Genomic DNA, 18,808 nt, shown 5'->3' on the forward strand with positions numbered 1-18,808 from the left:
GGCACGGTGGCGGCTGGCGGACGACGACCGGATGTTCGTCCTCAACGTGCCCATGCAGGCGCGCAACGAGGAGCGGTGACCGGCCGCTCCGGCGACCGGGCGGCAGAGGGAGCGGTCAGCGGCGGTGCGGGCGGACCGGCAGCGTCTCGACGCTGTTGCCGATGAAGCTGCGCTGGTGCGGTAGTTCCGCCTCGGGAACGGCGAGGTCCAGGTCGGGGAAGCGGGTGAACAGCCGCTCCAGGGCGGTGGTGGCCTCCAGGCGGGCGAGCGGGGCGCCGACGCAGTAGTGCGCGCCGTGTCCGAAGGAGAGGCTGCGGGCGGCGGTGGGGCGGGTGATGTCGAAGCGGTCGGCGTCCGGGCCGTGGAAGTCCTCGTCGCGGCCGGCCGCGGTGTAGCCGGCGAGGACCGGAGTGCCCCGGGGAACGACGGTGCCGCCCACGGTCAGGTCGCGGGTGGGGTAGCGGAAGGGGAACCAGCTGACGGGGCCGTCCCAGCGCAGCGTCTCGTCCACGACGTCCGACCAGCTCGCCCTGCCCTCCAGGACGAGGGAGAGCTGGTCGCGGTGGGTGCACAGGGCGCGCACGGCGTTGCTGATGAGGTTGAGGGTGGTCTCGTGGCCGGCGACGAGCATCAGCCGCATGCTGCCGATGAGTTCGGCCTCGCTGAGCCGGTCGCCGTCGTCCTCGCGGGCGGCGATCAGGGCACTGGTGAGGTCCTCGCCCGGATCCGCCCGGCGGGTCGCGGCAATCGTGCCCATCAGCTCGACGAGTTCCCGTACGGCGGCCATCGCCTCGGCCGGGGTGGTGTCGGTCGCGATGATCACCTTGTGGGACAGGTGGTGCAGGCGGCCCCGGTGCTCGGGGTTCACGCCGAGCAGCTCGCAGATGACGCTCATCGGGAGCGGGAGCGCGAAGTGTTCGCGCAGGTCGGCGACCCCGTCGGGGGATGCGGCCGCGGCCCGGTCGAGGTCGTCGAGGAGTTCGGCGGTGAGTTCCTCGACGCGCGGACGCAGTCGTTCCACCTGGCGGGCCGTAAAGGCCCGGCCGACCAGGGCGCGCAGGCGGCGGTGGTCGTCCTCGTCGGCGGTGTGCATGCCCTGGGCGTTGGCGAAGGCCCGCAGGGGCCAGTCACGGGGGATGCTGCCGTCGTGGAGGGCGGAGAAGTGCCGGGCGTCCTTGGCCACTTCGGGGTGGGCGAGGAACTCCTTCAGCGCGTCGTGTCCCAGGACGACCGCTCCGGGGACCCCGCCGGGGAGCACGACCTGCGCGACCGCGCCGCGCTCGGCGCGCAGCCGGGCGTTGAGGGCGTGGGGGCAGCCGCCGGCGGGGTCGATCACGTAGGGGGCGTCCGGGCCGGGCGGGGTCTGCGGGACGGGTGCGGTGTGCGACGACAAGCCGGTTCTCCTGACCTGGTGGTTGAAACTCGGTCAACAGTGAGGCTCCGGTGGCCGGTTGGACAAGTCCGCGGCCGGCCCGCGGCCGCGTCCCGTTCGGCCGTGTCCGGTCGGGCCGGGTGCGGACGAGGCGTGCCCGGTCAGCGGACGGGCTCCCGGACCGGGGCCTTGTGCCGGACCTGCGCGATGAACGCGCGGGCGGCGCGGCTCAGCGGCCGCCGGGCGTGGGCGATGCCGACCGGGCGCAGGAGGGGCGGGGTGAAGGACCGGATCTCGGCCCGGCTCCCGAACGCCCTCAGGACCACGTCCCGGTACCAGATGAGGGAGCCGCGGCCGTCCGTCACACCCGTCACCCAGGCGAGGCGTTCGTCGACCTCCAGGGAGGGGACGGGCCGTACCCCCAGGCAGCTGAACATGGCCTCCATCTCGGTCCGCCGGCCCGTGCCCGCGGTGGGCAGCACCATCGGCAGCCCGTCGAGCATGCGGAACGGAATCGGGTCGGGGAGCCGGGAGCCGACCGGGGAGATCAGCACCACCTCGCGCTCCTGGATGAAATGGGTGGAGAGTTCCTTGTCGACGGGCAGGTCGACCAGGGCCAGCTCCGACCGCCCCTGGTTGAGCGCCTCGACCAGCGCTTCCCGGCTGCTGTGCTGCTGCAGCCGCACGTCGACGCTGGGGTGGCGTTCGGTGAAGGCCACGATCAGGTCGGCGGCCAGGTCCAGGGCGAGGGTGGGGGTGCTGACGAGGGTGAGCACCGCCCTGGTGTCCTTGCCGTGCGAGATCCCGATGTCGTCGATGGCCTCCACCGCGTTGAGCACGGTGCGGGCCAACCGGACGACCCGGGCCCCCTCCGGCGTGAGGTCCACCCCCCTTCCCCGGCGGGCGAGGAGTTCGACACCCAGGTCCCGCTCCATGGCCTGGACGGCCCGGGACAGGGCGGACTGGGCGACGAAGACCGAGGCCGCGGCGCCGGTGATGGACCGGCAGTCCGCGACGGCGACGAGATACCGCAGCTGCGCGAGGGTGGGGGTCATGACCGGACGGTAACCGCGCGGGGCTGTACCTGTAAGGGCGCGTCCGGTGAACAACTTCCCCCGGCCGGCGTGATGTTCATGCCCGGTGGGCCGCCAGGCATACCGGTGCGGCATGCCCGGGCGTCCGCCGTACGCCGACCCGTGCCCGGCCGGACCGGCCCGGACCGGCCGATATCGCCGCAGGTCAGAGGCGTGACCGGGACGGGCCCTGGGGCGGCTCGCGGGGCGCGCCCGGCGGGGCCGGGGCGCCGATAATGCGAACCGCCCTCCTCCGCATGGCTGTTGACAGTGCACAGCGACCCCCGCACGATGCAACGCGGCGTCCGGGCGTTTGACCGTCGTTCAAGCCCGCCGCGCCTCCGGCTGCGCCGCTCTCCGCCTGCCCGCCGTCCGCCCGCCGGCTCGCCCGTCCTCCCGTTCTTCCGTCCTGCCTTGCGTCATGCCACACAGCACTGGAAGAGGAGCGCTCGTGATCCCCCATCCCCCACCGTCACCCGCCGCCCGCGACCTGGTCGTCGCCCTCAGCCCCTTCGAGGAACCCCGTCCGCGGATCGTGACCGCCGCCGCGCGGGCCGGGTCCCTCGGGCTGCTCGACCTCGGGCGGGACGCGAGCGCCGCCCGCGACGCCCTCGCGGACGTGGGCCGCCGCCTCGCAGGCGTAGGCCGGTACGGCGTGCGGGTGCCCGTCGGCTGCCCGCTCGGGCCCGGGGACCTGCCACCCGAGGTGGACACGGTGCTGCTCGCCGACCCCGCGTCCCTCACCCCCGGCCGGGTGGCCGACTGGGCCGCCGCGGCCGGGCGCCCCCGCGTCTGGGCCGAGGTCACCACCCTCTCCGAAGCCGCAGCCGCCATGGATGCCGGCGCGCACTGCCTCGTCGCGAAGGGGCACGAGGCCGGCGGCCGGGTCGGCGGGAGCACCACCTTCGTGCTGCTCCAGCAGCTCCTCGCGGACCCCGCGACCGCCCTGCCCGTACTGGCCTGGGGCGGCATCGGGCCGCACACGGCGGCCGCGGCCTTCGTGGGCGGGGCCGCCGGAGTGCTGCTCGACGTACAACTGGCCCTGACCACCGAGGGAGAGGCCGACCTGCCGCACGAGGTGGCCGCCGCACTGCGGGCGATGGACGGGTCGCAGACCCGGATCGCCGACGGGCACCGGGTGTTCGCCCGGCCCGGCCTGACCCCGCCCGACGGCCCGGTGGCCGGCCTGCTCGGCGCACGGGACCTGCGCACGCAGCTGTTGCCCGTGGGGCAGGACGGGGCGTGTGCCGCCCGGCTGGCCGCCCGCCACCGGACCACCGGCGGCGTGCTCCGGGCCGTACGGGAGGCCGTCACCGGGCACCTGGCGGACGCCGTACGGTCCGAGCCGCTCCTGCGGCCGCTGTCCGTGGCGCAGGGACCGATGACGCGGGTGAGCGACGGGGCGGCCTTCGCCGGGGCGGTGGCCGCCGCGGGCGGCGTCCCCTACCTCGCGCTGGCCGTCATGGAGGGCCCGGACGTGCGCCGGCTCCTCGCCGAGACCGCCGAGCGGCTCGGGGACCTCCCGTGGGGCGTCGGCCTGCTCGGTTTCGCCCCGCCCGAGCTGCGCCGCGAGCAACTGGCCGCGGTCATCGCCGCCCGCCCACCGTACGCGATCGTCGCCGGCGGCACCCCGGCGCAGGCCGCCCCGCTGGAGGCGGCCGGGATCCGCACCCACCTGCACGTACCCTCCCCCGGCCTGCTGGAGCGGTACCTCGCGCAAGGGGCGCGGCGGTTCGTCTTCGAGGGTCTGGAGTGCGGCGGACACGTCGGGCCGCGCGCCTCGTTCCCCCTGTGGGAGGAGCAGATCGACCTGCTGCTGCGCTCCTGCCCCGACCCGGCCTCCCTGGACGTGCTGTTCGCGGGCGGCATCCACGACGAGCGGTCCGCCGCGATGGCCGTGGCGGCCGCCGCACCCCTGGCCGGGCGGGGCGCGCGGGTCGGGGTGCTGATGGGCACCGCCTACCTGTTCACGCAGGAAGCCGTGGCGGCGGGCGCGGTGCTGCCCGGATTCCAGCGGGCGGCGCTGGAGTGCGCGGACACCGTGCTGCTGCACACCGCGCCCGGGCACGCCACCCGCTGCGCGTCCACCCCGTACGCCGCGACCTTCGAGGCGACCCGGCGGCGGCTCGCGGAGAGCGGCGTCGACCCGCGCGAGATGTGGGAGGAGCTGGAGCGGCTGAACCTGGGGCGGCTGCGGATCGCCAGCAAGGGCCTGCGGCGGCCGCCCGGCGGGGGTCCGCCGGAACCCGTCCCCGAGGAAGGGCAGGCGGCGGACGGGCTGTTCATGCTCGGCCAGGCGGCGACCCTGCGCACGCGGACCACGACGGTCGCGGCCCTGCACGCGCAGGTCACCGAAGGCGCCACCGCATGGCTGGAGCAGCGGGCCGCGGAGCTGACCCCCGCCGCCGAGCCGACGGCCACCGCCGGGCCGGCCGCGGCCGCCGACCCGCTGGACGTCGCGATCGTCGGCATGGCCTGCGCCTACCCGGGCGCGCCGGACCTCGCCGCCTACTGGGCGATGGTCCTCGCCGGCACGGACGCGGTCACCGAGGTGCCGGCCGAGCGCTGGGACCCGGCGCTCTACTACGACGCCGATCCGGCCCGGGCCGGGGAGCGCACGCCCTCCCGCTGGGGCGGCTTCCTCGGCCCGGTGCCCTTCGACGCCCTCGCCCACGGCATCCCGCCCGCCTCCCTCGCCGCGATCGAGCCGGTACAGCTGCTGGCCCTGGAGATCTCGGCGCGGGCCCTCGCCGACGCCGGCTACGGCAGGGACCGCGCCTTCGACCACTCCCGGACCTCGGTGGTCTTCGGCGCCGAGGCCGGCACCGAACTGGCCGGCGCCTACGGGCTGCGCGCCCTGCACCCCGCCTACCTCGGCGACCTCCCGGCCGCCCTGGACGAGCAGCTGCCGCGGCTCACCGAGGACTCCTTTCCAGGGATCCTCGCCAACGTGATCGCCGGCCGGGTGGCCAACCGCCTCGACCTGGGCGGCGCGAACTGCACGGTCGACGCCGCCTGCGCCTCCTCCCTCGCCGCGCTCGACCTGGCCTGCCGGCAACTGCGCGACGGGGACAGCGACATGGTGCTGTGCGGCGGCGCCGACGTGCACAACGGCATCAACGACTACCTGATGTTCGCCTCGGTCCACGCCCTGTCCCCGGGCGGCCGCTGCCGGCCCTTCGACGCCGCCGCCGACGGGATCGCCCTCGGCGAGGGCGTGGGCGCGGTCGTACTGAAGCGGCTGGCGGACGCGGAGCGCGACGGCGACCGGGTGTACGCCGTGGTCAAGGCGGTGGGCGCCGCCAGCGACGGCAGGTCCCTCGGCCTGACGGCCCCGCGGCCGGAGGGCCAGCGGCGGGCCCTGGAACGGGCCTACGCGCGAGCGGGCGTCACCCCTGCGGAGGTGGGGCTGATCGAGGCGCACGGCACCGGCACCGTGGTCGGCGACAGCACCGAACTGGCCGTGTTGAGCGAGCTGTTCAGCGCGTCCGGTGCCACTGCGGGCGCCTGTGCGCTGGGTTCCGTGAAGTCCCAGCTCGGCCACACCAAGTGCGCGGCCGGGCTGGCCGGACTGATCAAGGCCGCCCGCGCGGTCCACGCGGGCGTACGGCCGCCCACCCTCCGCATCGACACCCCGAACCCGGCCTGGCGGGCGGAGGACAGCCCGTTCTCCTTCGACACCGAGCCCCGGCCCTGGACCGTGCCCGTGCACCGGCGCTTCGCGGGGGTGAGCGCCTTCGGCTTCGGCGGCACCAACTACCACGCCGTACTCGCCGGTTACGGCGGCGCGGACGAGCCCCGGCACGGCCTGGAGGAATGGCCGGCCGAGCTGTTCTGCTTCCGCGGCGGGGACCGCCGGTCGGCGGGCCGCGCGATGGCACGGCTCGCGGCGCGCCTGGAGGAGAACGACGCGGCCGGGCGCCCGTGGACCCTGCGGGACCTCGCGGCCGAGACCGCCCCGGGCGACGCGCCCGTGGCCGTGGCCGTGGTGGCCTCGGACCTCGACGAACTGGCGGCCCGCCTGGAGCGGGCCCGCTCCTTCGAGCCCGGCCCGGGGGTCCACGTACGGGAGGAATCCGCGGACCCGGGGCGGGTGGCGTTCCTGTTCCCCGGCCAGGGCAGCCAACGCCCCGGCATGCTGGGCCGGTTGTTCACCGCCTTCCCCGCTCTGCGCGGCCTGCTGGACACCGCTCCCCCGCACGTGGTGTCGGCGCTGTTCCCGCCGGCGGCGTTCACCGCCGAGGGCCGGGCCGCGCAGCGGGCGGCGGTCACCGACACCCGGATCGCCCAGCCGGCCCTCGGCCTGGCGGGAGCCGCGGCGCACCTGCTGCTCGGCGGACTCGGCGTACGGCCCGACTGCGTGGCCGGGCACTCGTACGGGGAGCTCACCGCGCTGTGGGCGGCGGGGGCCTACGACACGCAGAGCCTGCTCCGGCTGAGCGCACACCGCGCCGAGTCGATCCTGACGGCGGCCGGGGCGGACCCGGGGGCGATGGCGGCCGTGTCGGCCGCGCCCGAGGAGGTCCGGGAACTCGCCGCCCGTGCCGGGTGCGTGGTGGCGAACCACAACGCGCCCCGGCAGTGCGTGATCTCGGGCCCGACGCCGGCCGTCGCCGCGGCGGTGGCCGCCCTGCGCGGGGCGGGCCTGCCGGCGGAGCCGATCCCGGTGGCCTGTGCCTTCCACAGCGAGGTGGTGGCGGGGGCGGCGGCCTCCCTGGCCGCGGAACTGTCCCGGACACCGGTGACGGAGCCGGCCGTCCCGGTCTGGTCGAACACGACGGCCGAGCCGTATCCGGCGACGGCCGACGGCGTACGAAGCCTCGCGGCACGCCAGGTGGCGGAGCCGGTCCGGTTCGTGGAACAGGTGGAGGCCATGTACGCGGCCGGCGTGCGGACCTTCGTGGAGGCGGGGCCCGGGCGGGTGCTGTCCGGACTCGTCGGCCGGATCCTCGGCGAGCGCCCGCACACGGCGGTCCCGCTGGACGTGCCGGGCGAGGACGGCCTGGTCCGCCTGGTCACGGCGCTGGCCGAACTGACGGCGGCGGGCGTCCCGGTGGACCCGGACGCCCTCTTCCGCGGCCGGACCTGCCGCCTCCCGGACCGCGCCCCGCGCCGCCCGGGCTGGCTGGTGGACGGCCACCTGGTCCGCACGGCGGACGGCACCCCGGTCCGGGGCGGCCTGCAGCCGCCCCGCCGGGTGCCCACCCCAGCGCCTGCGGCAGCCGGCACGCCGGCGCAGGCGGCGGCGCACGGCATGGAGACGGGCAGGGCGACGGCCCGCACGGAGAGGAATACGGCGGTGTTCGACGAAGGCACGCGGTCCACGCACAACGGCAGCGGCGCGACGGCAGACCGGGCCACCGCAGTGCCCGCCGACCGGCGGGAGGAGGCGGTCCTGGAGTACCTGCGCGGCGCCCGCGCCCTGGTGGAAGCCCAACGGGACATCCTGCTGGCCTACTTGGGCACCCCGCTCCCGCCCGACGGCCCAGGCGGGTCCGGTGGGGTCGGGAGGGTGCCGGGGCGATCCCCGCAGGGCGCCGAACGCACCGCCGCCCCGCTCTCCGACCCCGGGGGCCGTTCGGCGGCCGAGGAGACGCCCCGGCGCGCGCCCGGCCCCACCGGAACCACCGGAACCGCCGGCCCCGCCGGACCCGCCCCGGGCGAAGCCCCCCGCGCAGCCCCCGGCCCGGGGCCCCGCTCGGCCCAGGACGTCATGGACGCGGTCCTGGACATCGTCCACACCCGGACCGGCTACCCCCTGGACATGCTCGACCCCGACCTGGACCTGGAGGCGGACCTCTCCGTCGACTCCATCAAGCGCGTGGAGATCATCGGAGCCCTCGCCGACCGGATCGGTCTGCCCCGGGAACCCGGAGCGGACGGCTCCGCGGAGTCGGCGGTCGAGGAGCTGTCCCGGCTCAAGACCCTGCGCGACATCGTTGACCGGATCACCTCCCACACCCCTGGCGGCCCGGCCGCCGCACCGGAACCCGCCGCACCGGCGGTCACCCGGCTCCGCGTGGACCTGTCCCCCCTCCCCCCGGCCGACGGGGACCCGGTGGCGCTCCGCGGTCTGCGGATCGGGATCGTCGAGGACGACCAAGGCCTCGCGCCCGCCCTCGGCGCCGCCCTGGAGGCCCTGGGCGCCGAGCCGCGGTCGCTTCGTACGCCCGAGGCCGGCCTCGACGCCGTCGTCGACCTGTCCGCACTGCGGGCGGGCGCCGAACCCGTACTGCCCGAGGCCTTCCCGGGCCTGCGCGACGCCCTGACCGGCGGAACCCCGCGGCTGCTGCTCGTCACCGCCTCCGGCGGCCCCGGCGGCCCCGGCGGAGCGGGACTGCACGGCTTCGCCCGCTCCGCCGCCCTGGAGTTCCCCGCCGCCCTGGTGCGCGCCGTGGACGTCCACCCCAAGGAGGACCCGGAGCGGGTCGCCGCGCAACTCGTGGGCGAACTGTGCTCCTCGGCCCCGGCCGTCGCCTCCGTCGGCCACACCCCCGAGGGGACTCGGGTCGCCCGACGGCCGGTACCCGCTCCCCTGCCCGCCCCCGACGGGCCCCGGCCCGCCCTCCTGGAGCCGGGCTCGGTGGTCCTCCTGACGGGCGGGGCCCGCGGGATCACCGCCCGTACGGCGCTGGCCCTGGCGCGCGCCACCGGATGCCACATCGAACTGGTCGGCCGCACCCCCGGGCCGCCCGCCTCGCCGGACCTCTCACCGGACCCCGCGGCGGACGCGTTCGCGCACGCCGGGGACCGCGTCGCGCTGCGCGCCGCGCTGATCGCCTCCGGACTGCGCAAGCCCGCAGAGATCGAGGCGGCGGCCTCGCGGATCCTCGCGGAGCGCGAGGTACGGGCCACCCTCACCGCCCTCGCCGCGGTGGCGGCCTCCGTCCGCTACCACTGCGCAGACGTCACCGACGAGCGGGCCGTACGGGCGGTCGTGGCCGACGTACGGGCGCGCCACGGACGGCTGGACGGCATCGTGCACGGCGCCGGGATCCTGCACGACGGGCTGCTGCGCGACAAGCGGCCGGAGGACTTCACCGAGGTGTTCACCGCCAAGGTGGCCGGTGCCCGGCACCTGGCCGCCGCGGCAGCCGAGCACGGCACCTGGCCCGCCCCCCGTTTCCTGGCCCTGTTCGGCAGCGTCGCGGGGGTGTACGGGAACCGCGGGCAGAGCGATTACGCCGCGGCCAACGACGCCCTCGACTGCCTCGCCCACACCTGGGCGGAGTCCTTCCCCGGGCGGGTGCTGTCCGTCGACTGGGGTCCGTGGGCGGCCGAGGCGGGCGGGATGGTCACACCCGAACTGGAGCGTGCCTACGCCCAGCGCGGTGTACCGCTCCTCGCGCCGGACGCCGCGACCTCCGCCTTCCTCGACGAACTGGCCCGCGGGAGCGACGTACAGGTGGTCCTCATGGCGCCGGCGGCGCCCACCGCACCGCAGGGACCCGGCGATGAGTGAACGACGGCCGCGCCGGGGCGGCGGCCCCCGTCCCACGGACGCGGCGATCGTCGGGATGGGCGCGGTGTTCCCCGGGGCCGCCGACCTCGCGTCCTACCGCCGCAACCTCCTCGCCGGCACGGACTCCATCGGCGAGGTCCCGCCCGAACGCTGGGACCCGGAGGTCTACTTCGATCCGGGAGCGGCGTCCGGGCCCGCGGCCGGCGACCGCTTCTACTGCCGGCGCGGCGGCTTCGTCGACGGCCTCGCCGCCTTCGACCCGACCCGGTTCGGGATCATGCCTGCCGCCGTGGAGGGTGCCGAGCCGGACCAGATGCTGGCCCTGCACGCGACGGCCGAAGCGATCGCCGACGCCGGCGGCGAGGACCGGCTGCCGGCCGACCGCTCGCGGATCGGGGTGGTGCTGGGCCGGGGCGGGTTCATGGGCGTCGCCACCGCGCGGCTGGACCAACGGGTGCGTACGGCGCACCAGTTGGCGCAGACCCTGCGCGAGCTGGCGCCGGAGCTGGGCGAGCGGCGGATCGCGGCGGTGCGGTCGGCCTTCCAGGACGCGCTGGGTCCCGAACGCCCCGACGCCTCCATCGGGCTGGTCCCGAGCTTCACCGCCGCCCGGACCGCGAACCGGCTGGACCTGCGCGGGCCGGCCTACACGCTCGACGCGGCCTGCGCCTCCTCCCTGCTGGCCGTGGACCAGGCGGTGGGGCTGCTGGCGGGCGGGCGCTGCGACGCGGTGGTCGCGGGGGCGGTGCACCACTGCCACATCGCGACGCTGTGGAGCGTCTTCACCCAGCTGCGGGCGCTCAGCCCGAGCGGGTCCATCCGGCCCTTCGACCGCAGGGCCGACGGGACCCTGCTGTCCGAGGGCACCGGGGTGGTGCTCCTGAAGCGGCTGGCGGACGCGGAGCGGGACGGCGACCGCGTGTACGCGGTGGTCCGCGGGACGGGCGTGGCCGGGGACGGACGCGCGGCGAGCCTGATGAGTCCTCTGGTCGCGGGCCAGGTACGGGCCCTGGAGCGGGCCTGGCGGGAGGCCGGCCTGGACCCGCGGGCGCCGGGCGCGCTGGGGCTGCTGGAGGCGCACGGCACCGGCACCCCGGTCGGCGACGCCGCAGAACTGGACACCGTGACGCAGGTGTTCGGCCCGCCCGGTCCCGAAGGGCCGGGGATCGGCTTCGGCTCGGTGAAGTCGATGCTCGGACACACGATGCAGGCCTCGGGCATGGCCGGGCTGATCAAGGCCGCGCTCGCGGTGCACGACGGCGTCCTGCCGCCGACGCTGCACCTGGAGCAACCCCACCCGGACCTGGCGCGGACCCGGATGCGCCCGGTGACCGCCGCGCAGCCGTGGGAGCGCGGTCCGGCGCCCCGCCGGGCCGGGGTCAACGCCTTCGGCTTCGGCGGGATCAACGCGCACGTGGTGCTGGAGGAGGCTCCGGCGGCGGCGCGCCCGCGACCGCCGGTACGGCGGTTCCTGCCGCTGGGCGGCGCGGCCGCGCCCGTGGGTCCGGGCGCGCGCGGCGACGTACTCCTGATCGGGGCGGACAGCCCGGCCGAGCTGTCGGCGCGGCTGGCGGCCGGCTCCCCCGTGTCCGGGGGCGAGGGCCCCTGCCGGGTCGCGGTGGCCGGTCCGACGCCCCAGCGGCTCGCGCTGGCGGCGAAGGTGGTGGCGCGCGGCCGCCCGTGGCGGGGGCGCGGCGACGTGTGGTTCGCGCCGCGGCCGCTGGGCGGCCGGGTGGCGTTCCTCTTCCCCGGCCTGGAGCCGGAGTTCGCTCCCGTGCTCGACGACGTCGCGGAGCGGTTCGCGCTGACACCGCCCCGGCTCAGCCGGGGCACCTCGCTCGTGGAACGGGCCCTGGACGCGCTCGCGACCGGCCGCTTCTACGCCCGGGTCCTGCCGGGCCTCGGCATCGAGGCCGACGTCCTGGCCGGCCACAGTCTGGGCGAGTGGGCGGCGATGGTGGCGGCGGGGATGTATCCGCAGGAGGCGGCCGACACCTTCCTGGACTCACTGCGCCCGGGCGACCTGCGGGTCCCGGACCTCGTGTACGCGGCACTGGGCTGCGGCGCGCACCGGGCGCGGGCCGCGCTGCACGGATTGGACCGGGTGGTGCTCAGCCACGACAACTGCCCGCACCAGTCGGTGGTCTGCGGCGAACCGGACCAGGTGGCGGCCGTGGTGGCCCGGCTGCGCGCCGACGGGGTCCTCGGCCAGGAGCTGCCGTTCCGTTCGGGCTTCCACACCCCGATGTGGGAGCCGTACCTCGGCCAGGTCCGCGCGGCCTTCGACCGGCTGCCGCTGCGGCCCGGGTCCCTCCCGGTGTGGTCGGCCACGACGTGCGCGCCGTTCCCGTCCGCCGCTCCGGAGGTGCGCGACCTGGTGGTCCGTCACCTCCTGGAACCGGTCCGCTTCCGCGAGCTGACCCTGGCGCTCCACGAGCAGGGCGTGCGCACCTTCGTCACCCTGGGACCGGGCAGCCTGCCGGGCTTCGTCGAGGACACCCTGCGCGGCCGCCCCCACCTCTCGGTGGCCACCTCCTCACCACGGCTCGGCGGCCTCGCGGCCCTCGACCGCACCTGCGCCGCCCTCTGGACCGAGGGCCACCCGGTGTTCCCCGCGGAACTCCGGGCCCGCACCGGCGGCCGGGTGCCGGCCGGGACCGGGACCGGGCGCCGGGGTGTCCTCCCGGACGCCGCAGGCGGCACGGACGGTCCGATCGCGGCCGGCGCGTCGGCGGGGCGGGCCGTGCCGCTGGACCTCGGGTCCCCGCTGGTGCGGCTCGGTGAGACGGCCCGGGCCTCGCTGGCCGGCATGCTCGCCCAGGCCCAGGCCCAGGCCCAGACTCCAGACCCAGCCCTGGCCCCGGGTCCGGGTCCGGGTCCGGCCGAGCCGCCGGCGGACCGGCCGGTGCTGCTGTCCGCCCTGGACGCCGTACTCGCCGACACGGACGCGGCCGCCCGGGCCGTGGCCGGGGCGTGGACGGCATCGGGTGGCGCCGCCGGCGGCGGGACGCAGCTCCTGCGGCTGTCCCTCGCGGCGCTGCCCTACGTCCGGGACCACTGCGTGTACCTCCAGCCCGACGGCTGGTCCGAGGACTCCGACCGGTTCCCCGTCGTACCCATGACCACCATGCTGGAGCTGGCGGCCGACGCCGCCCGCCGGCACGCCCCGCCCGGCCTCCGCGTCGTCGGCTACGAGGACGTGCGGGCCCTGCGGTGGCTCGCCGTCGAGCCGGCCGTCGACGTCGAGGTGTCCGTCCGCCCGGACGGCCCCGGCCGGATGCGCGTCGCGCTCGGCGGATACGCCTCCGTCGTCGTGCTGCTCGGCGAGCGCTACGACCGGCCGCCCGAACCCGACGGCACGCCGCTGCGCGACGCCGGGCCGGCCCCCGTCAGTGCCGCGGCCCTCTACCGGGGCCGGTGGATGTTCCACGGGCCGCGCTTCGCCGGGGTCCACGAGGTCCGGGAGGTCGGCTCGGACGGCATCCACGGCATGCTGCGGGCCCTGCCGGACCCGGGTGCACTCCTCGACGCCGCCGGGCAGCTCTTCGGGCACTGGATGCAGCTCCGGCTGCCGGTGGACCGGCTGGTGTTTCCGGCCAGCGTCGACCGCGTCCGCCTCTACGGTCCGCCGCCGCCCCCGCTGGAGCTGGTCGCCGCCACGGCCCGGATCCGTGCCGTGCAGGACGTCACCGTGCGCGGGGACGTCGAGCTGCGCCGGCCCGGCGGCGGGGTGTGGGCCCGGATCGAGGGGTGGACCTACCGCCGCTTCGGCGCCGACGAGCGGGTCTGGCCGATGAAGTTCACCCCGGAGGTCTGCGGCATCGGCGAACCGCGGCCGGAGGGCTGGTGCCTGGCCCGGCGCCGCTGGAGCGATCCCGCCTCGCAGGAGCTGGTGATGCGCCGCTACCTCGGGGCCGCCGAGCGGGAGGTCTACGAGCGGCTGGCGCCGCGGGCCCGTGCGCCCTGGCTGCTGGGCCGGATCGCGGCCAAGGACGCGCTGCGCGGTCTGCTGTGGGACGGCGGCGCGGGCCCGGTGTTCCCGGCCGAGGTGCCGGTCGGCAACGACCCCGCCGGCCGGCCGCTGGCCGAGGGACCGCTGACCGGCGGCTTCCGCCTGTCGATCGCCCACAAGGACCGGATCGCGGTCGCCCTGGCCCACCCCGCCCGTCCGGTCGGCATCGACGTCGAGGCGGTGACGGCCGACCCGGACGCGCTGGTCCGGATCGCCCTCGGACCGGGTGAGCTCCGGCTCGCCGAACGGCTCGCAGCCCAGGGTGACTTCGGCCTGCCGGCCGCGCTGACCGCGCTGTGGTGCGCCAAGGAGGCCGCCGCGAAGGCGGACGGCGGCGGGCTGGGCGGCCGGCCCCGGGCCTGGCGGGTGACCGGCGACCGGCCTCCCGGCGAACTGCTCGTGACGTCCCCCGACGGCACCCCGTACCCGGTCCGCACCACCCTGCTCACGGCCGGCCCGCTGAGCGGCACCCCGCTCACCGGCCCGTCGGCCGCCGCCGCGGCCCCACCGCCCGACCACGTCGTCGCCTGGACCCCGCACCCCGCGGCGGCGCCCGCCGTCCCCCTTCACCTCACGGAGACCCGTCATGGCACCTGACATCCTCGCCGAGATCACCGGCATGCTCGTGGAGATCGTCGGCGACGAGTACCTGCTCGCGGAGGAGGTCACGATGGAGACGACGTTCAACGAGGATCTCGCCCTGGAGAGCGTCGAGTTCGTCGCCCTCGCCGAGCTCCTCCACCACCGTTACGGCGCCGACGTGGACCTCATGGGCTTCCTCGCGGAGAAGGACATGGACGCCATCCTGGCCATGTCGGTCGGTGAACTCGTCACCCACATCGCCCGGGTCACCCGGTCGTCCCTGGCCGCCCGGGTCCCCTCGGGCGGCTCGCCCGCGTCGGCCGGCTGAGCCCGCCATGGCCGTCGTCATCGCCGACTCCCTCCGCTTCCACGTCCAACGGCTCCCGGCCGCCGCCGGAGCCGACGCCCCCGACCGCCCCGTCGTGGTCTTCCTGCACGGCCTGGTCGTCGACAACCTGTCCTCCTTCTACTGTCCGCTGGCCGTGCCCGTGGCCCGGGCCGGGCACGAGGCCGTCCTCTACGACCTGCGCGGCCACGGCCGCACCGAGCGCCCGGCCACCGGCTACGACAGCCGCACCGCCGTGCGCGACCTGTTCGCGCTCCTGGCCGCGCTCGGCCTCGCGCACCGCCGCCTGCACCTGGTCGGCAACAGCTACGGCGGCACCCTCGCCCTGCACGCCGCCCTGGCCCGCCCGGACGTCGTCAGCGGGCTCACCCTCCTCGAACCCCCGCTCGCCGGAGCCTGGGTGGAGAACATGGTGGACACGCTGTCGGCCGCCGCCCTCAGCCTGGAGGACAGTCCGGTACCCGCCGAGCTGCGCACCCTGCGCCTGCGCAAGGCCGCCAACCTCACGGCCATCGCCGACGCCCTCCTCAACCGCACGTCGCTCATCGACGACATCGCCGCGAGCCGCCCCTTCACCCGGGCCGACTACGCCCGGCTGGCCTGCCCGACCCTGATCGTCTGCGGGGAGCACTCCGAGCTGGTGCCCGCGGCCCGCGAGCCGGCCCGGTACGCACCCCACTGCGAGCTGCGGATCCTGCCGGGCCTGGGACACGACGTCCTCAAGGAGAGCAGCGGGGCCCTGCGGGAAGCCGTACTCGCCCACATCGCGGCGACCGCCCCGCCGGCCCCACCGCTCCCCCCGACTGCGACGACGGCGACGACGACGACGGCCAAGCCGCGGGCGGGAGCTCTGGTCACGTGAGGGTGCTGTTCACCGTGCCGCCGCTGGCGGGGCACGTCAATCCGACCGTGGCCGTCGGAGCCGAACTCGCCGCCCGGGGGCACGAGATCGCATGGACCGGCCCGGCCGGCGCGCTGGGCCGGCTGCTTCCCGCGCAGGCCCGGATCCTGCCCGCCGGCGAGGAGGCCGGCGGTGCCTACACGGAACTCCACGCGCGCTGGCGGGACCTGCGCGGGGTGGGTGCGCTGCGGTTCCTGTGGGAGGAGGCGCTGGTACCGCTGGCCCGCGCGATGGTGCCGGGCGTGGAGCGGGCCGTGCGCGCCTTCGGACCCGACGTGGTGGTCGCCGACCAGCAGGCCCTGGCGGGACCGCTGGTCGCCCGGCGGCTCGGCGTGCCCTGGGCGACGTCCGCCAGTACCTCGGCCGAACTGACCCGTCCCTTCGCGGACTTCCCGAAGGTCGGGGAGTGGGTGGCCGGGCAGATCGCCGGTCTGTGCGCGGAGTACGGCGGGGGCCGGGGGCCGCGGGCCGGGGAGGCGCCGCAGTGGGACCCGCGGTTCTCGGAACGGCTGGTGCTGGTGTTCTCCACGCCCGAACTCGTGGGAACCACCGACGACGTTCCCGCACACCACGCCTACGTCGGGCCGGCGTTCGGAGCCCGCCCCGCCGCGCCCGCGTTCCCCTGGCAGCGGCTGGATCCGGGGCGCAGGCGCGTCCTGGTCTCCCTCGGCACCCTCAACCAGGAGTCCGGCGCCCGGTTCTACCAAGCGGTGCTGGGCGCGGCCGAACGGCTCTCCGAAGAGGTCCAGTTGGTGCTCGTGGCACCCGCCGCGGCGGTCGGGGAGGTCCCGGACCACGTGCTGCTCCGGGAGAGCGTCCCCCAGCTGGAGCTGCTGGCGCACCTGGACGCGGTGGTCTGCCACGCCGGGCACAACACCGTCTGCGAGACGCTCGCGCACGGGCTGCCGCTGGTCGTCGCGCCCATCCGGGACGACCAGCCGATCGTGGCCCGTCAGGTGGTCGAGGCCGGCGCCGGGATCCGAGTGCGGTTCGGCCGGACGCGGGCCGAGGAACTGCGCGACGCGCTCACCTCCGTCCTGGACGACCCCGGCCACCGCCGGGCCGCCCGGCGGATTCAGGCCTCATTCGCCGCGGCGGGCGGGGCCGCCGCCGCGGCCGACCGGTTGGAGAAGCTGACATGACGCACCCTGCGCTCCCCCGGGTCCGCTGGACCTCCGCGGTGATGCTGGCCGCCCTCGGCGCGGGCACCGTACGCGCCGCGCTGCGGCTGCGGGCCCTGCCGGTGCTGCCGGTGGTGCCGCCGACCTCGGCGGGGGTGCCGCGGCCCGCCGGGTGGCGGCTGCTGACCGCCGACGGGGTCGAGGCCGACCCGGCCACCTTCCTCACCGCCTGCGCCTACGCGGAGGGCGAGGGGCTGCGGGTGCTGGACCTGCTGCCCGCGGACCTGGCCGCCGATCGGGCGCTGGGGCTGCTGCGGCTGGTCGATCCCGCCCGCTACCGGTGGGACCGGCTGGGCGAGGGGCGCGGTGCCGGGTTCGCCGTCCTCGCCACCGAGGAGGTGCTGGAGCGGGCCGGAGTGGATCCGGACGCTCCGCACCCGGACCCGGCGGACCTGCTCGCGCTGACGCGCCGTCTGAAGGAGTACGCCTCCGCCGCGACCGGGCTGGCCGTCGCCCCGGACCTGAGCTGCGCGGGGCCCGGGGATCCCGGGGGCCCCGCGCGCGCCGCGGAACTGCGGGCCCAGGGCCTTCCGCCGGGCGCGCTGGCCGCCGCGCAGTTGGGCGGGCTGGCACTGCTGGCGGGTGCCGCCGTACGCCAGGGCCGGTGGGGGGCGGCCGCGGCCGGGCTGTACTGGCTCCAGCCGTACCTGGTGCTGGGCGGGTCCGGCTCGCCGCTGCGGCCCGCCGATCTGGCCCGGGCCACCGCCGCCCGGCCGGTGCGGTCGCTCGCCTCGGCCGTGCGTACGGCGCGGGCGTCCGGCACGGACCGCGTTCCCGACACCGTGCGGGCGGCCCGCTACCGGGACGACCTGGCCGCGGGCACCGACCGCTTCCTGGAGGCGCGCCGTCCGGACTGCCCGTGGTGCGGCTCCGGCCGGCTCTCGGTGCGGGTGCGGGTGCCGGACCTGCTCCAGGGCAAGCCGGGCCGGTTCACCCTGGAGCGGTGCGGGGACTGCGGGCACGTCTTCCAGAACCCCCGGCTGACCCCGGAGGGGCTGGACTTCTACTACCGCGACTTCTACGACGGGCGCGGCGGCGAGGGCGCCGGCACGGTCTTCGGCCGGCTGGGCGCCTCCTACCGGGGGCGGGCCGAGATGCTCCTGCCCCACGCGGACCCGGCGTCCTGGCTGGACGTCGGCACCGGGCACGGACACTTCTGCAACGCGGCGCGGGCCGTGTGGCCGCGGACCCGGTTCGACGGGCTCGACATGGGCGACGGGGTCCGCGGGGCCGAACGCCGCGGCTGGGTGGAGACCGGATACCAGGGCCAGTTCCCGGAGTTCGCCCCGAAGCTGGCGGGCCAGTACGAGGTGGTCAGCATGTACCACTACCTGGAGCACACCCGCGATCCGCTGGCGGAGCTGGACGCGGCGTCCGTCGCCCTCGCCCCCGGCGGGTTCCTGGCGATCGAGCTGCCCGACCCGGAGTCGCGGATGGCACGGCTCCTCGGCCCGGCCTGGCTGCCGTGGTTCCAGCCGCAGCACCAGCACCTGGCCCCCGCCGCGAACCTGCGCGAGGCGCTGGCCGACCGGGGGTTCACGGTCCTCGCCGAGGAGCACGGACCGGCCCACCAGGGCAACGACTTCGTCGGCGCGGTGGCGCTCACGGCGGCGCGCCTGGCTCCGGACCCGGACCGGCCGTGGGGCCCGCCGGCGACGCGCGGGACCCGGGCCCTCGCCCACGCCGTACGGCTGGCGGCGCTGCCGTGCTTGGCGGGCGCGGCGGTGCTCGACACGCTGCGCACGGCGGCGGCCCGGAGCACGGACGGCGGCAACGCCTACCGGATCCTGGCCTCCCCGAGGACCGCCACCGCCACGGCCTGCTGCTGGAGTCCCCGCTCTGGGAGAACCGCATCCTCGGCCACGTCACCGAGGCGCCC

General features: G+C 76.9%; 8 protein-coding genes. 6 read left to right on the forward strand and 2 right to left on the reverse strand.

Annotated elements, in window-relative coordinates; translation table 11 throughout:
- Window positions 1-115: 115 nt before the first annotated feature.
- Window positions 116-1,393: a cytochrome P450 family protein gene (locus AB0O53_RS37950; protein WP_350991710.1), complete on the reverse strand. Its 1,278-nt coding sequence runs from the start codon at window positions 1,391-1,393 to the stop codon at window positions 116-118.
- Window positions 1,394-1,533: 140 nt separating this feature from the next.
- Window positions 1,534-2,427: a LysR family transcriptional regulator gene (locus tag AB0O53_RS37955; RefSeq protein ID WP_350991708.1), complete on the reverse strand. Its 894-nt coding sequence runs from the start codon at window positions 2,425-2,427 to the stop codon at window positions 1,534-1,536.
- A gap of 469 nt (window positions 2,428-2,896) precedes the next feature.
- Between AB0O53_RS37955 and AB0O53_RS37960 the strand changes: the two genes are divergently transcribed.
- The 6 genes from AB0O53_RS37960 to AB0O53_RS37985 form a co-directional block, all read left to right on the forward strand.
- On the forward strand, window positions 2,897-9,907 hold the full coding sequence (locus AB0O53_RS37960; protein WP_365201743.1) for an SDR family NAD(P)-dependent oxidoreductase: 7,011 nt from the start codon (window positions 2,897-2,899) through the stop codon (window positions 9,905-9,907).
- The gene (locus AB0O53_RS37965) at window positions 9,900-14,516 is read left to right on the forward strand and encodes a beta-ketoacyl synthase N-terminal-like domain-containing protein (protein WP_365201746.1); all 4,617 of its coding nucleotides are present in this window, start codon (window positions 9,900-9,902) and stop codon (window positions 14,514-14,516) included. The genes AB0O53_RS37960 and AB0O53_RS37965 overlap by 8 nt, the downstream gene beginning before the upstream one ends.
- Window positions 14,506-14,829, forward strand: coding sequence for an acyl carrier protein (locus tag AB0O53_RS37970; RefSeq protein ID WP_365201749.1), 324 nt, complete (start codon window positions 14,506-14,508; stop codon window positions 14,827-14,829). Before AB0O53_RS37965 ends, AB0O53_RS37970 begins: the two co-directional genes overlap by 11 nt.
- A gap of 7 nt (window positions 14,830-14,836) precedes the next feature.
- Window positions 14,837-15,709: an alpha/beta fold hydrolase gene (locus tag AB0O53_RS37975; protein ID WP_365201752.1), complete on the forward strand. Its 873-nt coding sequence runs from the start codon at window positions 14,837-14,839 to the stop codon at window positions 15,707-15,709.
- A gap of 2 nt (window positions 15,710-15,711) precedes the next feature.
- Entirely contained in the window at window positions 15,712-16,890 is a 1,179-nt protein-coding gene (locus AB0O53_RS37980; RefSeq protein ID WP_350992069.1) for a glycosyltransferase, read from the forward strand.
- Window positions 16,887-18,808, forward strand: a 1,922-nt coding sequence (locus tag AB0O53_RS37985; protein ID WP_365201755.1) for a class I SAM-dependent methyltransferase, incomplete at its 3' end; no start/stop codon positions are given. The genes AB0O53_RS37980 and AB0O53_RS37985, both read left to right, overlap by 4 nt.

Source organism: Streptomyces erythrochromogenes (genome assembly GCF_040684695.1).
In the GTDB taxonomy this organism is placed as follows: Bacteria; Actinomycetota; Actinomycetes; order Streptomycetales; family Streptomycetaceae; genus Streptomyces; species Streptomyces erythrochromogenes_C.